The organism is Liquorilactobacillus mali (assembly GCF_001437155.1).
GTDB lineage: Bacteria > Bacillota > Bacilli > Lactobacillales > Lactobacillaceae > Liquorilactobacillus > Liquorilactobacillus mali_A.
This window is the reverse complement of record NZ_JQAR01000006.1, coordinates 1-18,280: the sequence shown is the minus strand read 5'-3', so window position 1 is coordinate 18,280 and position 18,280 is coordinate 1. Positions and strand designations below refer to the sequence as shown.

Below are 18,280 nucleotides of genomic sequence, written 5' to 3'. Positions count from 1 at the left end.
AGCATCGGAGCTAGAGGTATCCGCTGAACTAGAAGTAGAACTTACATCGGAAGAAGTAGCAGCAGACTCAGTACCTTGAGAGCCAGCTGTACTACTTGACTCAGAAGTTTGACTAGCATCGGAGCTAGGGGTATCCACTGAACTAGAAGTAGAACTTACATCGGAAGAAGTGTTAGCAGACTCAGTACTTTGAGAGCTGGCCGCACTACTAGATTGAGAAACTTGGCTAGTGTCAGAACTTGAGCTATCCCCAGAGGCTGAAGTAGAGTTTGCACTAGAAGAATCATCAGTAGAGGCTGAGTCAGCGTTGCTTTGGGACCCAGATTCACTGGTTGATGATTGTGAAGCTTGATCAGTGTTAGAACTAGAGCTATCCCCAATTGAGCTCGAGTTAGAACTTGCACTAGAAGAATCGGCAGAACTAGAACTGCTAGAAGTACTACTACTTATCGTAGAACTAGTACTATCAGCCTTGACTGTCAACGTATGTAGCGGTTTCAATTGCAAACCGACAATGAAAGATGAAATTGTTATCATACTGTATATCCAGTATTTTCCAGACTTATACATTTTGTAATGAACCTTTTCGTTATGATGTTTACTCATGTTTTCCTCCTATAAAAGTATTTTTTCTCTAATAAACATCCCCAACTCTAAGAATATCACAAAAATCCTGTCAGATAATATATATGAAAGACTGTAACCTTAATGTAAAATAAAAGATTACTTAATGATTAAATTACCTATGTTCAAATACTTTTTATATATGATGTTCAAAAATATTTTTGGATTCATATGATAGTTGTATAAAGACAAACAATTCAGAAACTCAATAAACTCTGTTGATGAGAGTCGGTATTCAAGATTCCTTTTTGAAGAAATCTGTTGCTGTAATACTTGACGAGTATCCGCATTGGTATAAAATCTGTAGTTGGTTATATTAGTAATAAATTCATAGTTGTCCATTTATAATCCTTCACTCTCATTTGATTAGTTTTAAGATGAAAATAAGTTTTAAAATTTTCCTGTGTAAACATACACTGTGAAAGCTAGATAATTATTAGATTTAATTGCTTTTTCTATATTTTTTAAATAACCATTTTCCTTAAATCTGAAATTTTCAAAATAATCATTAATGATTTGACGCTGGATAACGAAGGTAGCTCTTTTGACTTGTCCACTGAGGAAACGAAATCTAATAAAGTTAGTGCACATTTGTTGTAAAGTAACTTTGTAAATACCCTCATTAAAACCTAGGTTCAATTTTTGCCTATCTGACAATAACTGTCGGGTTACCCACAATGAATCAATGACCTTTAATTTTGTTGCGGATATCGCAGTAATACCCCTTGGATTTCTGCGATATCTATAGACAATGTCTTTAACAGTACAAACAATGTGACTTTGATCGTAAACTAGATAGATTAACATCGTATCTTCGAACCAATAATCTACAGGGAAGGTAACCTCAGTGAATAAAGCACTATTATAGATTTTGCCCCAAGGATAGCCAGACAACTCATAAGGGTCAAACTGATTTTTATCTTGATAGTAAAATTCGCTGATAACACCAGAATTATTGAATTCTTGATAACCTCCAGCAACGATATCAGCCTTTTTTGCGAAAGCCTTGTCCAATAAAGTCTCTGCAAAACAGTCCTTCAGAATATCATCAGAATCAACAAAGCATAGATAGCTGGCGTTGATTGTTTTTAGGCCAGTATTTCTAGCCCCTGAAAATCCTTGATTTTTTTGGCTGGTAACAATTACATTATGTCTGTTAGTGTAGTTATTTAATATCTGTTTGGTCGAATCAGTTGAACCATCATCAATAATTTCGACTATTAAAGAATACCGTGTTTTTTGATTCAAGATAGAATCTACACATTCCTCAATTGTATCTTCAGCGTTATAAGCAGTAACGATTATTTTCAAATCGTAGGTATAATCGTTATTCTGCAAGATGTGTTTTTTGATTGCCGAATTTTGAGGATCTGGATTTAGTTTATTTAAATATTGAATAGCATATTCATAACTAGGTAGTCTTCGATTTTGTGTACTTAATGTTTCCAACAAGGTACGAATTTGTTTGATATTAAAAGAAAACTTCTGTAGAAGTACTACAGAAAATTGAAGCAAGGAAATATGAGTTAACTTAAATAGATATTTATTCAACAGTAAAAACCACCTTAGTTAAAATAGAAAAAAGGGTAAGAAAACTTATTTCAGGAATAATTCTAATCTTGAACTACTTTTTTGAAATTTCATGGACATTTTCTTAGACTTTTTGTTAAAAAGCATATAAGAATAGTTTTTCTGTTGATCAGTTAAAGATGAAAATGGGTTATTTACACACACCATGGAGAAGTCAATTAGAGTAAAATAAATTGTAAAAGGGAGGTTGAAAAATGATACATTATCGAATCTTTAATGATAAAGATGCTGAGGGAGTAGCAAAATTGGTTAGGCAAACAATGCTTACAACTAATATTAAAGATTATTCAAGGGAATATCTAGAGAATGATTTGCGAAATTTAACGGCTAAAGATTTTATAGAAAAAGGGAAGTTCTTTCATTGTTATGTGCTTGTAGATGACATAATAAATAAAATTGTCGCAGTTGGTTCAATTGGTCCCTACTGGGGCAAAGAAGATGAGAGCAGCTTTTTTAATATCTTTGTATTGCCTGAATATCAGAGACAAGGTATTGGACGCCAGCTTATTCAGGTATTAGAACAAGATTCCTATTTTAAGCGAGCAAAAAGAATCGAAATACCTGCTTCAATTACAGGATTAAAATTTTACCAAAAAATGGGATATACTTTTAAAAATGGCGTGGATAAACTTGATGAGGAAAAATTATACCGACTTGAAAAGTTTCGAAATATTAGGCACTAAGTTTTCCTGCTACTTTGGCCATTAACCAGTGGATAAGCTTGAGGTTACCTATAAAGAAAACAAACATTATAAAGATAACGACAATCCACTGCCAAAGTGGTGAATATGTTAGTTTGATTAGATTAAGTAAATAGGCAATAGTTACAGGAATTTCAACAATAGCTGTTACAACACCAGGTACATAAGTGCGTTTAATCAGTGAAAAAACAATATGCATTATGAGATGGAGAAAATATGGAATGGTAGCGGCAACTATTAATAGTGGATAATTAATCCAATAGGCTATGGCGGAAAGTGCTATATATATACAAAATTCCTCCCAAATTCCAGCAGATAATATATCTGAGCGATCGACACCGCCAAATAATGTGCGTCCGTAAATATTCGGATCATTTCTTTGTAACCAATGCGGTACAAAAACTAATTCTTCAAAGTCGTGAAACATAAATAATAATGGTAATAACCAGTATGAAACCCAAATTGTCATAGTGATGACCTCCTATACTTGTAGTGTATTATGATTTTCATGCATAATAAATACAAATAGCGTATGTGCCATAAAAAGGGGGAGATTGTGCCATGACTAGGAACAAAATTATTGAGCAATCGAAGAGTGCCTTTGCTGAAGGATTGTTTTGTTTGTTAAAAAATGAAGACTTTGAGAATATTACAATCAAGCAGTTAACTTTGGAATCAGGATATTCACGAAGAACTTATTATCGTTACTTTGGTAGTAAGACAGCAATTCTAGATGAAATGTTTTTAAAATACTTGCATAGTTACCGAGAGTGTTTATTAAGTACGCCGATTAGGCCAGAAGATATTTCTAAACGCTTTATTAATTTTCTTTGGCCGTATCATCAGAGAGTAGCACTACTGGCTCAGCAAAATTTACTTATTCCACTACTGACACGACACATCTCAACAATTGCAAATACTCTTTTGGATATAAAAGTTCCATGGAGACAAAAGAAGAGCGATAATCGGCAATATTATTATGTCATTATCTACTCAATTGGTGGGTTTTGTGTACTTTTGGATACTATTTTTAAGGACGATCTACCTGAAAAGCCACAACAAATCAGCGAGGCATTAAATTCTGCATTAGCAGAGATTGCACTCCAAGTGAATAAGCAGTAACCATTACTTTAAATAGTCGACCTCAGAAAAATTGAAAACTTCACTTAATTCCTCTGTGGACAAATATTTTGTAAGGTAGTTTTTCTCATTTTTTAAAAAATCTGTTTTGTGATTTGTCAGGTAGGTAATCAGGTTAGCTTTTTTTAACAGTCGGAGACCAAGCACTTTTTGATCCATTAAATATAGCGTTAACCCCTTTAGATTAAAGAGTCTTGCTTGGTGATAGTAATCCTTGTCATGATTACCAAAATAATTTTCTAGATGATTGACTAATGTGTGCGCCTCGTCAAAGCAATTATTAGCTAATAAATGTAAAATAACATTATTATAGATATAAAAAAGAATTGAGAAATTATCATGGCGAAAGTCGTCATAAATAATTTCTTTTTTTTGCAACTCTTTGAACAAATTGAGCATTATTGGTAATTCCAGAAACGAAATGGCATGCCCAAATAAATAAAGCTCAAAAAAAGTCCAGTTGTCGATTTTTTGAAAGTAGCTAACCAGTATCGCTAGTTCATCTTCCGTGACAGTTCCTTCTCCTAGAGTTGTTAACATCATTTTTAATTGAATAGTCTGTAAATTAGCAAATTTACCCTGCTTTTTTTGCCATTCGGACAGATATTTTTTTAGCTGAGCAGCATTTCCTTCTTGATATGCCTGCTGAAAAGCTGGTAATAAATCATTATTGGTAGTGTTCTTTTGTTGATACAAAAATTCAAATTCGGATAATTGAACATTGATTCTGTTTAGCAATTCTAATAAGTGACTGAAGGAAATGTCTGTTAACCCATTCTCAAAGCGAGACAAAAAAGGAACAGAGACAATACCTTGGCAGGCTTCTTTAAGAGTTATGTGTTTTGTTTGTCTAAAATATTTGAATACTTTGCCTATTTTCATTATTTTTAACCTATATGCAACTTTTTATTTCTCATTCTAAGATGCTTGTATTATAAAAGCAATCATTAAATCATTTGAGGGGTAAATAATTTGTTCATAAAAAATCGTAATTTTAGTTATCTTTGTATGGCTTTTTTAATTTCATCAATTGGTGATTGGTTATACCGTTTAGCATTACCAATTATTATTCTTTCCAAAACCGATTCAGCTTATCATGCCGCCACTGCTTTTGGTGTCTCTTTTATTCCGTGGATAATCTTTTCACTATTGGGTGGTAGTCTAGCCGATAATTATGCTAAAAAGAAAATTCTTATTATTGGAAATCTTTTTGCTGCATCAGCCGTTCCATTGCTGCTTTTTATTTTAATGGAGAAACAGATTAACTTTGCACTTTTATATTCAGCAGTCTTTGTACTATCTTCAGTTGACCCGTTGATCCATCCGAGCTTTCAGAGTATTATTCCAGAAATAATTGAAGATAATCACTTTGCTGAGGCCAATGCAGCGATTCAAACGATTGATAATACTCTGTCAATTATGGGGCCATTAATTGGTGGATCATTGGTGGCATTTCTTGGTAACTACAATGCCTTGTGGATTGATCTTATTTCTTTTTTGATGACTGCGGTAATATTGACTCGGCTTCCAAGCGTTAAAAGCAAAGAAATTAAAATCGGTTTAGCGATTAAAGAGTTGGCATCTGATGTTTTTGAGGGTGCAAGCTACAGCTTTCGTGAAAAAGTAATCTTTAGTGGTTCAGTAATGTTCCTTTTTACCAATTTTGCTCTGAATATGTTTGAAGCAAACTTTATTTATTATATGACTAAGTCATTGAACTATCCGATTTTTGAAGCCACTTTGGCTATGTCAATCGGTGGTATTGGCTCATTAATTGCCGGCTTTGGCGGAAGCAGGATTGTTAATCATTTTAGGGCAGGAATTTTGTTATCCTCCAGTACCATTATGGCAGGGTTGAGTACTTTGCTGTTACTGCTAAGCACTAATTATATTTATATTGGGTTTGTCTTAGGGGTCATCAGTTTTTTTGGAACAATCAATGTCATTACTTATTTTACCCTGCGCCAAAAGACGGTCTCAAAGAGAATTTTGGGGCGAGTCGTTTCTGTTACACGAATGGTTTCTTATGCTTCAATTCCTGTTGGTTCATGGTTTGGTGGGGTCCTGTTGGCTCATGGACAATCAATGTTCACGGTTATTCTACTTGCAGGAATCATTCGAACCTTGACAGGTATTGGAGCAAAGTTTTCACCATTGGGTAGGGAATGACTTTCCTACGGATTGGGTCAAAAGTTGAACTTTTTCTGCTTATTTCGAATGAGCGTGTTTCAAGCCCTTATTACAAGTCATTTCATTACATTACGAAAAAGTTGTTACTGTTGGGCTGGATTGAAATGATTCAATTAAAGCCGAGTGAACGGTTAATTTGATAACAACATTATTATTAAAATCCTCAGACAAGTCTTTTATCTCTGGATGCGCAACAATTTCTGTGAGCATCTCATTACCTTCAATAATTTCTGAATCAATGTTATTTGAACTAATTCTCATCCCTGTTTTTTCGTCAAACCAAGTAGTTAACGATGCAATTCCGTTTTGCCTAATATTTCTGACACGATTCGTTTTACTGTCAGTCATGATATACAAGGTGTTATCTTCTGTTTTTGACTGCTTAAAAGTAATAATACTTGAGCTTATAGTTTCATTTTGAGAAATTGTTGATAAAACTATAATGTTGTCTAGTTTGTTCAAAATATTTCTAAATTCACTGTTGTTTTCGGTGGACTTTTCCACATTAAACTTTTTATGTTGTTTAAGGATTGTCAATATAGTCAAAGGTATCACTAAAATAATATAGCCCACTAAAGATAAAACAAAAGATTGTGCGAAGTATCCCCTAATTCCAAAGTATGAAACAAAAAACATTGATATAAAAATTGTTAGTAAGAATATTAAAAACAACTGTATAAACCTTTTGGCGTACATCACATATTACCTCCCTTTTCAATTTTACTTGATTATATTGCATTGGCATTAAATAATACCCACAAAAAATGCTAGAGTACCTTCACCTATTTTAGCATTTTTTGAGTTTGCAGAATTAATGCAAGGATATCCGAAAAATTTTGATTTACAGAACAATTTTATCCAAAACAAGAATAAATAGAAGGGCAGGGTCAAAAGTTAAATCTTGACCCAACCCCATTCTTCATTTTATTTTTTATTAAAGACTTCTTTGGCAATTGAAACTGCATTCAAAACTCGGGGGAACCCGACATAAGATAAGCAATGAACAAAGGTCTCAGTTATTTCATCACGTGTTATCCCAACATTTAAAGCGCCTTGGATATGAATACGAAGCTGACTGGAAGTATCTCCCTGTGCCAGTAATGCGGTAATCGTAATCATTTCTCGCTGTTTCATATCTAAAACATCTCGTGTTTTTGCCTCCTCAAATGCTAGGAGTGTTTTTTGGTCCAAAATAGGAGCAATATCTGCTAAACTATCTGATACCGATTGACTTGCTTCCTTTCCAATAACTGCCTCACGAACTTGTAATCCACTTTCGTATTTATCCAAAATATTTCCTCCTTCTATGTGATAAAATCACTATAAACTATCAAGCTAACTTGATAGCAAGAAGGAATTAAAAGGAGGACATAAAAAGATGCCTAAAACATACAGAATATCTGAGATTTCGAATATGACTGGACTTCCGCTTTCGACTTTACGCTACTACGAAGACTTAGGACTACTGAAACCCGCACGCAATACTAATAATTACCGTGTTTTTACAGAGCAAGATTTGAACTGGATTGGATTCATTAGTCGAGCAAAGGCGACAGGAATGTCACTTTCCAAAATTATTGAATATTCTAAGTTGCGCGAACGAGGGCACGAAACAATTAAAGAAAGGATGACTATTTTAGAACAACAGGAACAGGTATTATATGCGCAGCAACAGGAGATACAAACACATATTAATTTTCTAAAAAATAAAAAACGGCATTATGCACAATTAATGGTTAAATATAAGAAACCCTAGACAGTTAATTATCATTGAAAGAGTTAATCAGCTTATGATGTTTGCTCCAGATAAAGGCTTTTACGACACCCAGAATTTTTGTTTTTGGCACAAAGCCATAATAACGGCTATCATTCGAGATTTTGCGGTTATCACCAAGGACGAAATACTTGCCCTTGGGTACAGTGAAACTTTTATTTGTGCCCAAAGTTACTCCTTGAGCAGGCGACAAAGCAGTTGAGAGCGTCAGTGTTCCAATGGATTGCTGCTTTTTTGAGATATATGCTTGCGAAACCAGCTTGTTATTTACATATAGCGTACCATTATTTCTGTATTCAATTTTATCACCAGGCAGCCCAATTACACGCTTGATATATTTAGTCTTGGGAGTAACGTTTGGTTCCTGGGTGTCAACACCATAAGCATTGAAAATAATGATTGAATTCCGTTTGATTTTTGCTGTTTTCAATAAGGCAACATGTTCACCTGCTTGCAGATTTGGAGCCATAGAATCACCAACAACATTTGCAAAACTGAATAGGAAAGTCTTGACGATAAAGGCGAGTATGAGACCAATCATGATCGGCCATACCCAGCTCATAATATTTTTAAAAGTAGTCACTTGTTATCCCCCTCAATGTTCTTGTGCAAATATGTTTTATAGATTAAAATGCTTTGATTAGTTTTGAATTATCCATAATAAGAAGTGTGCTATGTCCAAAATTTATGTCTAGTACTCAAATTTTAACGATATGGTGCACAATTGCTATCTGTTTTTCATTCTAGGCCATATTTTATGCTTTTGTCTAGTTGGATTAGAATGGAGAAGATATTTTAACTGATGTTAGATAGAATATGATATTATGCAGTATGAAATTAGAATGTACAAATTGTAATAAACAAGAGTTTAAGGTGATAAGTAAATGAATATAGAAGTAGTATGTGCCATAGTCTTAAATGAAGAAAAACAGATTTTTGCAGGGAAAAGAAAAGCTAGGAGTTTAGCAGGTTACTGGGAATTTCCAGGTGGCAAAGTCGAAAAGGCTGAAGGAATAAAGCAAGCCCTTGAGCGGGAAATAATGGAAGAACTTGATGTGGCAATTACTATTGGTTCAGTGGTAATCCCAACATATTCATATCACTATCAATCTGGAGACGTGAACTTGCATTTTTATTTTGCACGTCCAGTGACCAAGATGATCAAACCGAAAATCTATGAAGAATATGCATGGTTATCAATTCAGCAGTTAAGAGACAAGAACTGGTTGCCGGCAAATCAAAGGGTACTCGAGAAATTAAGTAAATGTGATCTAAACAAGGTGGAATTTAATGAATAATGAAGAGATTAAGAAAAATCTTTTACTAGCTGCAACAGTTGGATTTTTGGACGATAGCCAACCAGGGGCTACCAGTGAACTATTGCCACAATTAGTGAGTAATCAACCACATGATACAATGTGGGAACATATCAGGTATGAATTGCAAACTTGTCAAAGTTTTTCCTTTGCGCTTGCATTTATCACGGAAGATGCACTAACTCCATTGAAAGTAGTTTTGTCTGATTTGGCAGCTAAGGGGGTGTCAGGAAGAATTTTGACCTCGGATTATTTGGTGTTTAATCAACCGAAGATCTTTGAAGAATTGCTCAAGATTCCAAATATTACGGTTAAAATTGTCACACAACCTGGTTTCCATGCGAAAGGATATCTTTTTGAGCATACTGATTACTATTCGATGATTATCGGCAGCTCAAATTTGACACGCGCAGCATTATTACGAAATGTCGAGTGGAATCTTCATTTTTCAGCATTCAAAGATGGTGCAGTGACCAAACAGATTGTGAATCAATTGGAGGTTGAGTGGCAACAAGCGGTCAAACTTACTAATCGGTGGATCGAAGAATATCGCCATACATACGATAATGCTCAGCAAGGGAGAGCTACTCTGAATTCAGTAAATCAGACAAGTAATAATGAGCTTGCGGTTGTTCCTAATAAGATGCAGAGGGAAGCTTTAATCGAACTAGCAAAATTACGTGCTGCGAATGAGCAAAGAGGACTGGTAATTTCTGCAACAGGTACTGGGAAAACTTTTTTGGCTGCGCTTGATGTACAACAAGTCAAGCCAAATAAGATGCTTTTTGTGGTTCATCGTGAACAGATTCTCCAAAAGTCAATGGCCAGCTTCAAACGTGTTCTGGGAGGAAAGGACAGCGATTATGGGATTTTGTCAGGTAATCGCAATGAAAGGCAGGCTAGGTATTTGTTTGCAACTCTGCAAACACTTTCCAAGGAGAGTGTTTTAAACAGTTTTGCACCAGATCAGTTTGATTACCTTCTAATTGATGAAGCACATCGTAGCGGTTCTGAGACATACAGGCGAATTTTGGATTATTTTACACCAGCTTTTTGTTTAGGGATGACAGCGACACCCGAAAGGACAGACGATTTCAGCATCTATCAGTTATTTGATTACAATATTGCCTATGAAATTCGGCTGCAGGATGCGCTGGAGGAGCAGATGCTGACTCCTTTTCATTATGTGGGGATTCAAGACTATGAATATAATGGCAAGCTGATTGATGACAAGTCACCTTTGAGATTATTAGTTGCAAAAGAACGGGTTGATTATGTTTTAAAACAACTTGAGTATTACGGATATTCAGGCAAACGAGTCCATGGCCTTATTTTTTGCAGTAATGTACTTGAAGCGAAGGAAATTGCTCTGCTTCTGACGAAGAAGGGGCACCCAGCAATTGGCCTGGATGGGAGTGATTCAATCAGTCGGCGTAATCAAGTAGTTGCTCAGCTTGAGAAGGGACAGATCGAATATATTGTGACAGTGGATATTTTCAATGAAGGAATTGATATTCCGTGTTTGAACCAAGTCGTAATGCTTAGAAATACGCAATCAAGTATTGTGTTTATTCAGCAACTAGGCAGAGGTCTACGAAAATATCCAGGAAAAGAATTTTTGACGATCATTGATTTCATTGGAAACTATAAGAATAACTACTTAATTCCTACGGCACTGACGGGGGATATTACGCGCAGTAAGGATAATGCTCGTTCAGATTTGGCATTGCAGCCAATTATGGGATTATCAACGATTAATTTCACAGAAGTTGCAAGACAACGGATATATGATGCAATTCAAGTCGCCAAGTTAGATGCTTTTGCGACTTTACGTGCAGACTACCAAGAACTCAAACAAAAGTTGGGCAGGATCCCCTTATTAATTGATTTTCAAAGGTACGGCGGAGTCGATGCAGAAGTATTTGCTGAGAATAATCAACTTGATAGTTACGCGAGTTTCTTAAGCAAGATGAAAGAACCAATCAATTTATCTGAGTATGAAGAAAAAGTATTGAGTTTTGTAACCAAAGAATTGATCAATGGGATGAGAAGGCATGAGCTTCTGTTATTGAAGTTGCTGTTGGAAAAAAAGAGTGTGACGGATAAGGACTTCGTAAGGACATTGCACCAAAATAATTGTTATGTAAATGCGGCTGTAATGCAGTCAGTTGATGATATTTTAAGCTTGAGCTTTTTTGATATCAAGGCAGGTAGAGAAAATAAAGCTGAGAAGTATGGTAGCACCCCTATCGTAGAGCATCTTGAGGGAAAATATAAACTTAATTCTATGGTTAGTGGAAGCTTACAAGTAGAAAGCAATTTTAGAAATTTATTTGTTGATGTTATCACAACTGGACTGTATAAAGCAGACAACTTTAGGGCAGATCAGCCTTTCACATATTATCAGAAATATTCCCGCAAAGATGTTTGTCGGCTTTTGAATTGGAGTAAGGATGTGAGTGCCCCAATGTATGGCTATCGTGTGGGTAAAGATACTTGTCCAATTTTTATTACTTACGAAAAAGATAACCCAGCAAAAAATCGCAGTGCACGCTATGAAAATGAATTTTTTAATACAGGATTAATTAAATGGTATACCAGAAGCCCAAGACATATTGACTCAAAGGAAGTTCGACAACTGTTGGAACAAGATCTTAACGGTAATTTCAAAGTACAAATTCAACTGTTTCTCAAGAAGAGTGACGCTGAAGGAAAGAAATTTTATTACTTAGGAAGAGCTCAGGCTGTTTTAGATTCTGTAAGAGAACAATTGATTAATCAAGACAATAAACGTCCTAAAGCTGTAGTTTCTATGAATTTGAAGCTGAATGAACCAATAAAGTATAGTCATTTTATAAATATCACAAAAAAATAGAAGTATCTGTTGCTTTGTGATATTAATATGATATCATAATGTTATCGATAGATTGAAAGATTGTGAGGTGGTTCCAGTGGATGATATGGCGACTTTTTTGTTGAGATTGCCTAGAGAATTAAAAAGCAAACTTGAGGCAAAAGCGAAAGAACAAAATCGAAGTGTGAACAGTCTATTGCAGACAATGATTGAAGAGTTTCTAAATGGTAAGAAACAGGCATCTGTCTCGCTAGAAAATCGACAATTTATTGGACAGGTTGTAGAGAATCGACAAATTGATCCAGATAATGGGCTTGTTCAAGTAAATGGAATCTATTATCGCTACTTGATTGAAAGTAATCTGGAATTCGATTCGAAATTAAATTATATCGTAATTGAGGCCAACGGGAATATTTTGACACTACGTCCAATGGTGCATTGATTATGAGTATGGGGGAATTTAAATGTTTGGAATAAAGATCGTACAACAAAACTGTCAAGGTCTTGTGGAGACACTAGGGAAATATCGACGCAATGTTGATGCGGGACTACACTTTTATGTTCCTGTTTTCCAAAGAATTCAGACAGTCAACTTGGCAATGCGTCCTTTGCAACTATCGCAATACTCTGTGATTACGAAGGATAATGCGGATATTCAAGCCAGTGTTACCTTGAACTATCATGTTACAGATGCAAAAAAGTATGTCTATGAGAATACAGATTCAGTGGAATCAATGGCACAATTAGTAAGAGGTCATTTGCGTGATATTATTGGACGTCTAGAATTGACGGATGCACTGGGCTCAACATCTAAGATTAATGCAGACTTGGCTGCTGCAATTGGAGATTTAACCAATGTCTATGGGATTAATGTTGATCGAGTAAATATTGATGAGTTAACACCATCAACTTCTATCCAAGAAGCAATGGACAAACAATTGACTGCCGATCGTGAACGAATTGCTACAATTGCGCGTGCTCAAGGTGAGGCACAAAATATTAAGCTGACGACCGATGCACGTAATCGTGCTCTCGTTGAAACTGCTCAGGCACAAGCACAGGCAACTAAGACACAGGCCGATGCAGAAAATTACCGGATCAATAAGATTCAAGAAAGTTTGACAGCTGTCAATGAGAATTATTTCAAGGATCAGAGCATTCACGCATTTACTGAATTGGCACAATCAAAGACTAACTTAGTGGTTATGTCAAAAGAAGATGTAACCACTTTGGGTCAAGTCCCAGTTATTAAGAAGATGTTGGATCAGGAGCATAATATCTAATAGGTAAGATTATGGAAGTTCTGTATGAACATGAAGCTATCGTTTCTGAATAAATTTTTATGGAATCTGAAATCGAGAGTGGACAATTATGGCATTAATCGTTAGAATTATCAAAATTATTTTTAGATTGATAGGATATTCAATAAACAGTGGGATATGTTTGTTTATAATTTTGCTTTATTTAGGACACCTGGATATTCTGACTTTACACTATAAATTTAATTTTTGGGATCTATATTTTTTTACAACCACCATACTGTTACCTTTTTTTAGGCTCATTTACAATAGTTGGTTTATCTCCACGAATAACAATCCCTCGTATCGTGGGAAGGCACTAGACACATACCATCAAGAAATGTCACGGCAACAAAAAGGTCAGAAATGGTCTTCTAAGGGGGTTTACGTTAATCCATGGGAATATACAACCCCATATACCCAGTCCTATGATAGTTCTTTGAACTGGGTATATAGTTTAGCAAAATGCCTATGCATGAGTATTCTTTTTATTATCTTTGCTCCACTGTTTTTAATTGTGGCATTTGTCCAGAAGATTAAAAAAGATAATGAAATTTAGTAGTACAACAGATTTTAAGAAAAAAATGATTTTTTCAAGAATTTCAAAGCAGAGAAGGTTGGATTTTCTCCTTTGACAAACTAAATAGAGAAACTGGGTCAGAAGATAATTTATGACTTAGTTTCTCTATTTGTTTTGTTTCGGATACGTGTGTCTTACAAGTCAAAATCCTCAATTTGACCTTAAATCATTCATAGCGAGGTATTCAAACCTTACCGATTTGTGTCACACTTCGTTTTGATGAACGTTAATATTCAAAATAAGTTTGAATATTAAGCATATTTTCTTTGTGAGTAAATTCTATAGCTATGTATATGAAAACCATTCTATTTTGAATTAGTGTAGTTAAGGAGTACTCTTTACTTGTAAATCAATTCACAAGAAAGGATGATTTTAATGTATTATTCTAATGGAAATTATGAAGCTTTTGCTAGACCGAGAAAACCAGCAAATGTTGATCAAAAGCAGGCGTATATTGTTGGTGCAGGTTTGGCAGGTTTAGCCGCAGCTGTTTTTTTGATCCGTGACGGACATATGAAAGGTGAACATATTCATCTGTTAGAAGAATTGCCGCTTGCAGGTGGATCACTGGATGGAGCTAACCGTCCAAATGTTGGTTTCATTACCCGTGGTGGTCGCGAAATGGAAAATCACTTTGAATGTTTATGGGACATGTACCGCTCCATCCCATCCCTAGAGATTGAAGGTGCCTCGTACTTAGATGAGTATTATTGGTTAGACAAAGATGATCCTAATTCGTCGAATTGCAGATTAATATATGACCGCGGTAATCGTGTTCCAAATGACGGTGATTATACTTTGGATAAATCATCAAATGAATTGATTAAGCTGGTTATGACACCAGAGAGCAAATTAGGAACTCAAACAATTGAGGATTTCTTCTCACCCAAGTTTTTTGAGAGTAATTTTTGGACATATTGGGCAACAATGTTCGCTTTTGAGAAGTGGCACTCCGTAGTTGAGATGAGACGATACACTATGCGCTTTATTCATCATATTGATGGTTTACCCGATTTCAAGGCACTTAAATTCAACAAATATAATCAATACGAATCAATGGTAAAACCAATTCTTGCATATTTAAAGTCACATGATGTAGATGTTCAATACAGTACCACTGTTGATAATGTTCAGATTGATTTTGCAGATGGAAAGAAAGTCGCAAAAAAATTATTGCTGACAGTAGCCGGACAACAGAACGAGATTGCTCTCACTGAAAATGATTTAGTATTTGTGACAAATGGTTCAATCACGGAAAGCTCAACTTATGGAGATCATAATACTCCTGCACCTATTACGACAGAGCTGGGAGGAAGTTGGAATTTGTGGGAAAATTTGGCCGCACAGTCTACAGATTTTGGTAATCCTAAGGTGTTTTATCAAGACTTACCAGAAAGAAGCTGGTTCGTTTCTGCAACAGCAACTATTAGCAATCCTGCTGTTGAACCATATATTGAACGTTTGACTAAACGTAATTTGCATGACAACAAGATAAATACTGGTGGGATAATTACAATCACTGATTCTAATTGGCTCATGAGCTTTGCGATTCATAGACAGCCGCATTTTAAAGAACAATCAAAAAATGAGACAATAGTTTGGATCTATGGTCTCTATTCGGACACTGAGGGTAATTATGTCCACAAAAAAATCGTTGACTGTTCAGGTGAAGAGATTACTGAAGAGTTCTTGTATCATTTGGGAGTTCCAGAGTTTAAGATAGCAGAGTTAGCTGCACAAGAATCGATTAACACTGTACCAGTGTACATGCCATTCATTACCTCTTATTTCATGCCAAGACAAAAAGGTGACAGGCCTGATGTTGTGCCGAGCGGTTCAGTTAATTTAGCATTTATTGGTAATTTTGCTGAATCACCAACGAGGGACACAGTCTTTACGACTGAGTATTCTGTGAGAACAGCGATGGAAGCAGTTTATATGCTCCTGGACGTCGAAAGAGGTGTGCCAGAAGTATTCAACTCAATCTATGATATTCGTGAATTACTAAAAGCAATGTATTATTTGAACGACAAGAAAAAGTTGGATGAAATTGATTTACCAATTCCCAAGTTAGTAAAGAAGATTGGAATTTCAAAAATAAAAAAGACGTGGCTTGCTGAATTACTTGAAGAAGCCAAGCTGCTTTGAAAACAAAAGAGTGACGCAGGTTGGTAAAATCTAAGTACCAATATGAAACTATGAATGAAAACTATTCTTACCATGAGTAAGTAATACAAAGTTAGACTGCAACTGTAGACTTGGAGAACATATCTATAAGAAACTATTTAAGGAGTTATTCTGTGATAATATCATTGATATCTCCTTTTTTTGCCATTTTTATTTAAATATCTTCTAATTCTAATTTAATATAATAACTTTTTAGGGGTATTCTTCATTGAAAAAAATATTAAATAAGCTAATTGAGTTTTAAAAGCAAAGTGAGATGTATTCTGAAAAAATCTTTTTTCAGGATAATCCTTATATATAAGCATTTTTTGACATAACATGGTAAAACGATTTTAAAGTTTGGGAGGATGCAAAGAACAATGATACGTGCGATAATTAGACTCATTATAGGTTTTTTAGAACTTACATAGGAGGGATAACTTTGGATAAGAAAAGAGAGAGAAAAATAGCAAGTAATATAATTAAAGGCTCTTTAGGCAACATGATTGAATGGTTTGACTGGTACATATATGCTTCATTTGCCATTTATTTTGCGAATTCATTTTTTCCAAGTAACAATCAAACTGTTGAGTTGTTAAGTGCTGCTGCTGTATTTGCGGTTGGTTTTTTAATGAGACCATTTGGAAGTTTTATAATGGGCAAATTTGCAGATCAACATGGAAGGCGATCAGCTTTGACACTATCTGTTGTCATTATGGCTTGCGGCTCACTCATAATTGCAATTGTTCCAACTTATAAGACTATTGGGCTTCTTTCACCTATTATTTTGGTATTGGTTCGTCTAGTTCAGGGGATTTCTCTAGGTGGTGAATATGGGATCTCGGCAACATATCTTTCCGAAATGGCTAGTTCGAACCGAAGAGGGTACTACGCATCCTTTCAATATGTGACTCTAATTAGTGGACAGCTGCTCGCATTAATTGTTCAAATCCTATTACAATATTTCTTTAATGATGCGCAGTTGACTGCTTGGGCATGGAGAATTCCCTTTGTTGTTGGTGCGTTAGGTGCAGTTATTGTATTGTATCTCAGATTGTCTATGGATGAGACCAATCAATTTAAGGAAACTGCTAAAAGTGGCAAGAAAACAGGAACTTTAAAGCAATTGGCTAGGTATCCCGGACAAGTACTAACAGTTATTGGCTTGACATTTGGTGGAACGATTGCATTTTATACATATACTACCTATATGCAAAAGTATATGATCAACAGTTTGGGGCTACCAACAAGATTAACTACTGAAATTAACTTTTTAGCACTTTTAATTTTCATGATTATGCAACCGGTATTTGGACATCTTTCAGATAAGATAGGTCGTAAACCTTTGCTGTATTGGTTTGGGATCTTAGGTACACTTTTAACAGTACCAATTTTCAAAGGATTACAGGTACTCGATAGTCCATTAAGTGCCTTTTTATTGATGTTAGCAGGCCTTATGATTGTGAGTGGTTACACTTCAATTAATGCAGTCGTAAAAGCAGAACTCTTTCCAACGGAGATCCGAGCTTTAGGAGTTGGATTGCCATATGGATTGACGGTAGCGATTTTTGGTGGAACGGTTGAGTATGTTGCCTTGTGGTTGAAGACAATTAATCATGAGGGATGGTTCTTTTATTATGTATCAGCGGCAGTTTTTGTCAGCTTGATTGTTTATGTCAGAATGCTCGAAACATCAAGACATTCGAAATTAGATAAATAGGTTTTGGTTTGATTGAATGCCTATGTAATTGGAATATTGATAATTATACAGATTAGAAGTAATTAAATAGAAGAATATGTGTTGGCAATTTACCATTTGAATAATTTGGTTTGCATAACACAAGTTTAAGATTGGGGGTTAGATCAAAGTATGTATTTGATCTGGCTCCTTATTGATTATATAGATGAACATGCTATAAAATGGAAATTTTTGTCTCATTTATAACTTTAAATTAATAATTATTAGTTAGTTTGAAAGATAACAATGAATTATTTGAGAGTATAAAATAGTTTGTGTAAATGAATAAAAATCCTATTGAAAAGGGAA

17 protein-coding genes are annotated in these 18,280 nt (G+C 35.1%); 10 read left to right on the top strand and 7 right to left on the bottom strand.

The features are described 5' to 3' along the window. Positions 1 to 606: KxYKxGKxW signal peptide domain-containing protein (locus tag IV36_RS04195; RefSeq protein ID WP_169790724.1), on the bottom strand; the 606-nt coding region annotated here is incomplete at its 3' end. A 408-nt stretch (positions 607 to 1,014) separates the two neighbouring features. Beyond that, positions 1,015 to 2,175, bottom strand: a complete 1,161-nt coding sequence (locus IV36_RS04190) for a glycosyltransferase family 2 protein (RefSeq protein WP_056990939.1) — start codon at positions 2,173 to 2,175, stop codon at positions 1,015 to 1,017. Between the two features lie 233 nt (positions 2,176 to 2,408). Here IV36_RS04190 and IV36_RS04185 point away from each other — a divergent pair, with 233 nt between their 5' ends. Continuing rightward, the gene (locus tag IV36_RS04185) at positions 2,409 to 2,897 is read left to right on the top strand and encodes a GNAT family N-acetyltransferase (protein ID WP_056990938.1); all 489 of its coding nucleotides are present in this window, start codon (positions 2,409 to 2,411) and stop codon (positions 2,895 to 2,897) included. Here IV36_RS04185 and IV36_RS04180 read toward each other — a convergent pair. Then, positions 2,887 to 3,384 carry an HXXEE domain-containing protein gene (locus IV36_RS04180; protein ID WP_056990937.1) on the bottom strand — a complete coding sequence of 166 codons (498 nt, stop codon included), beginning with the start codon at positions 3,382 to 3,384 and terminating at the stop codon, positions 2,887 to 2,889. The genes IV36_RS04185 and IV36_RS04180 overlap by 11 nt on opposite strands. Positions 3,385 to 3,476: 92 nt before the next feature. On the opposite strand from IV36_RS04180, the gene IV36_RS04175 reads away from it, so the two are divergent. Next, entirely contained in the window at positions 3,477 to 4,037 is a 561-nt protein-coding gene (locus IV36_RS04175; protein WP_056990936.1) for a TetR/AcrR family transcriptional regulator, read from the top strand. A gap of 3 nt (positions 4,038 to 4,040) precedes the next feature. On the opposite strand, the gene IV36_RS04170 is transcribed toward IV36_RS04175, so the two are convergent. Beyond that, positions 4,041 to 4,937: an Rgg/GadR/MutR family transcriptional regulator gene (locus IV36_RS04170; protein WP_235810239.1), complete on the bottom strand. Its 897-nt coding sequence runs from the start codon at positions 4,935 to 4,937 to the stop codon at positions 4,041 to 4,043. Between the two features lie 90 nt (positions 4,938 to 5,027). Here IV36_RS04170 and IV36_RS04165 point away from each other — a divergent pair, with 90 nt between their 5' ends. Beyond that, on the top strand, positions 5,028 to 6,224 hold the full coding sequence (locus tag IV36_RS04165; protein WP_082623709.1) for an MFS transporter: 1,197 nt from the start codon (positions 5,028 to 5,030) through the stop codon (positions 6,222 to 6,224). 90 nt (positions 6,225 to 6,314) lie between these two features. On the opposite strand, the gene IV36_RS04160 is transcribed toward IV36_RS04165, so the two are convergent. After that, positions 6,315 to 6,941 (bottom strand): pyridoxamine 5'-phosphate oxidase family protein, encoded by a 627-nt coding sequence (locus IV36_RS04160; RefSeq protein ID WP_056990934.1) that lies wholly within the window; start codon positions 6,939 to 6,941, stop codon positions 6,315 to 6,317. A 228-nt stretch (positions 6,942 to 7,169) separates the two neighbouring features. Continuing rightward, on the bottom strand, positions 7,170 to 7,535 hold the full coding sequence (locus IV36_RS04155; protein ID WP_056990933.1) for a carboxymuconolactone decarboxylase family protein: 366 nt from the start codon (positions 7,533 to 7,535) through the stop codon (positions 7,170 to 7,172). Between the two features lie 88 nt (positions 7,536 to 7,623). On the opposite strand from IV36_RS04155, the gene IV36_RS04150 reads away from it, so the two are divergent. Beyond that, positions 7,624 to 8,001 (top strand): MerR family transcriptional regulator, encoded by a 378-nt coding sequence (locus IV36_RS04150; RefSeq protein WP_056990932.1) that lies wholly within the window; start codon positions 7,624 to 7,626, stop codon positions 7,999 to 8,001. A gap of 4 nt (positions 8,002 to 8,005) precedes the next feature. Here the strand turns inward: IV36_RS04150 and lepB are convergent, their stop codons facing one another. Continuing rightward, positions 8,006 to 8,602 (bottom strand): signal peptidase I, encoded by a 597-nt coding sequence (gene lepB / locus IV36_RS04145; RefSeq protein ID WP_082623708.1) that lies wholly within the window; start codon positions 8,600 to 8,602, stop codon positions 8,006 to 8,008. A 301-nt stretch (positions 8,603 to 8,903) separates the two neighbouring features. Here lepB and IV36_RS04140 point away from each other — a divergent pair, with 301 nt between their 5' ends. The 6 genes from IV36_RS04140 to IV36_RS04110 all read left to right on the top strand — a co-directional run bounded on the left by IV36_RS04140 (position 8,904) and on the right by IV36_RS04110 (position 17,953). Further along, the gene (locus IV36_RS04140; protein WP_056990931.1) at positions 8,904 to 9,317 is read left to right on the top strand and encodes a (deoxy)nucleoside triphosphate pyrophosphohydrolase; all 414 of its coding nucleotides are present in this window, start codon (positions 8,904 to 8,906) and stop codon (positions 9,315 to 9,317) included. Then, the gene (locus tag IV36_RS04135; RefSeq protein WP_056990930.1) at positions 9,310 to 12,210 is read left to right on the top strand and encodes a DUF3427 domain-containing protein; all 2,901 of its coding nucleotides are present in this window, start codon (positions 9,310 to 9,312) and stop codon (positions 12,208 to 12,210) included. The genes IV36_RS04140 and IV36_RS04135 overlap by 8 nt, the downstream gene beginning before the upstream one ends. An 85-nt stretch (positions 12,211 to 12,295) precedes the next feature. After that, a complete protein-coding gene (locus IV36_RS04130; protein ID WP_056991021.1) occupies positions 12,296 to 12,631 on the top strand; it encodes an Arc family DNA-binding protein in 336 nt (111 codons plus the stop codon). A gap of 22 nt (positions 12,632 to 12,653) precedes the next feature. Then, positions 12,654 to 13,472 carry an SPFH domain-containing protein gene (locus IV36_RS04125; RefSeq protein ID WP_056990929.1) on the top strand — a complete coding sequence of 273 codons (819 nt, stop codon included), beginning with the start codon at positions 12,654 to 12,656 and terminating at the stop codon, positions 13,470 to 13,472. A gap of 970 nt (positions 13,473 to 14,442) precedes the next feature. Further along, positions 14,443 to 16,215 carry an oleate hydratase gene (locus IV36_RS04115; RefSeq protein WP_056990928.1) on the top strand — a complete coding sequence of 591 codons (1,773 nt, stop codon included), beginning with the start codon at positions 14,443 to 14,445 and terminating at the stop codon, positions 16,213 to 16,215. A 520-nt stretch (positions 16,216 to 16,735) separates the two neighbouring features. Then, positions 16,736 to 17,953, top strand: coding sequence for an MFS transporter (locus IV36_RS04110; protein WP_420864917.1), 1,218 nt, complete (start codon positions 16,736 to 16,738; stop codon positions 17,951 to 17,953). Positions 17,954 to 18,280 lie beyond the last annotated feature (327 nt).

Excerpts from the sequence above, each read along its gene's own strand:
- IV36_RS04160 (WP_056990934.1), bottom strand. The coding sequence starts at position 6,941 with ATGTACGCCAAAAGGTTTATACAGTTGTTTTTAATATTCTTACTAACA.
- IV36_RS04150 (WP_056990932.1), top strand. The coding sequence starts at position 7,624 with ATGCCTAAAACATACAGAATATCTGAGATTTCGAATATGACTGGACTT.
- IV36_RS04125 (WP_056990929.1), top strand. The coding sequence starts at position 12,654 with ATGTTTGGAATAAAGATCGTACAACAAAACTGTCAAGGTCTTGTGGAG.
- IV36_RS04115 (WP_056990928.1), top strand. The coding sequence starts at position 14,443 with ATGTATTATTCTAATGGAAATTATGAAGCTTTTGCTAGACCGAGAAAA.
- IV36_RS04140 (WP_056990931.1), top strand. The coding sequence starts at position 8,904 with ATGAATATAGAAGTAGTATGTGCCATAGTCTTAAATGAAGAAAAACAG.
- IV36_RS04175 (WP_056990936.1), top strand. The coding sequence starts at position 3,477 with ATGACTAGGAACAAAATTATTGAGCAATCGAAGAGTGCCTTTGCTGAA.
- IV36_RS04180 (WP_056990937.1), bottom strand. The coding sequence starts at position 3,384 with ATGACAATTTGGGTTTCATACTGGTTATTACCATTATTATTTATGTTT.
- IV36_RS04110 (WP_420864917.1), top strand. The coding sequence starts at position 16,736 with ATGATTGAATGGTTTGACTGGTACATATATGCTTCATTTGCCATTTAT.
- IV36_RS04185 (WP_056990938.1), top strand. The coding sequence starts at position 2,409 with ATGATACATTATCGAATCTTTAATGATAAAGATGCTGAGGGAGTAGCA.
- IV36_RS04135 (WP_056990930.1), top strand. The coding sequence starts at position 9,310 with ATGAATAATGAAGAGATTAAGAAAAATCTTTTACTAGCTGCAACAGTT.
- IV36_RS04170 (WP_235810239.1), bottom strand. The coding sequence starts at position 4,937 with ATGAAAATAGGCAAAGTATTCAAATATTTTAGACAAACAAAACACATA.
- IV36_RS04130 (WP_056991021.1), top strand. The coding sequence starts at position 12,296 with ATGGCGACTTTTTTGTTGAGATTGCCTAGAGAATTAAAAAGCAAACTT.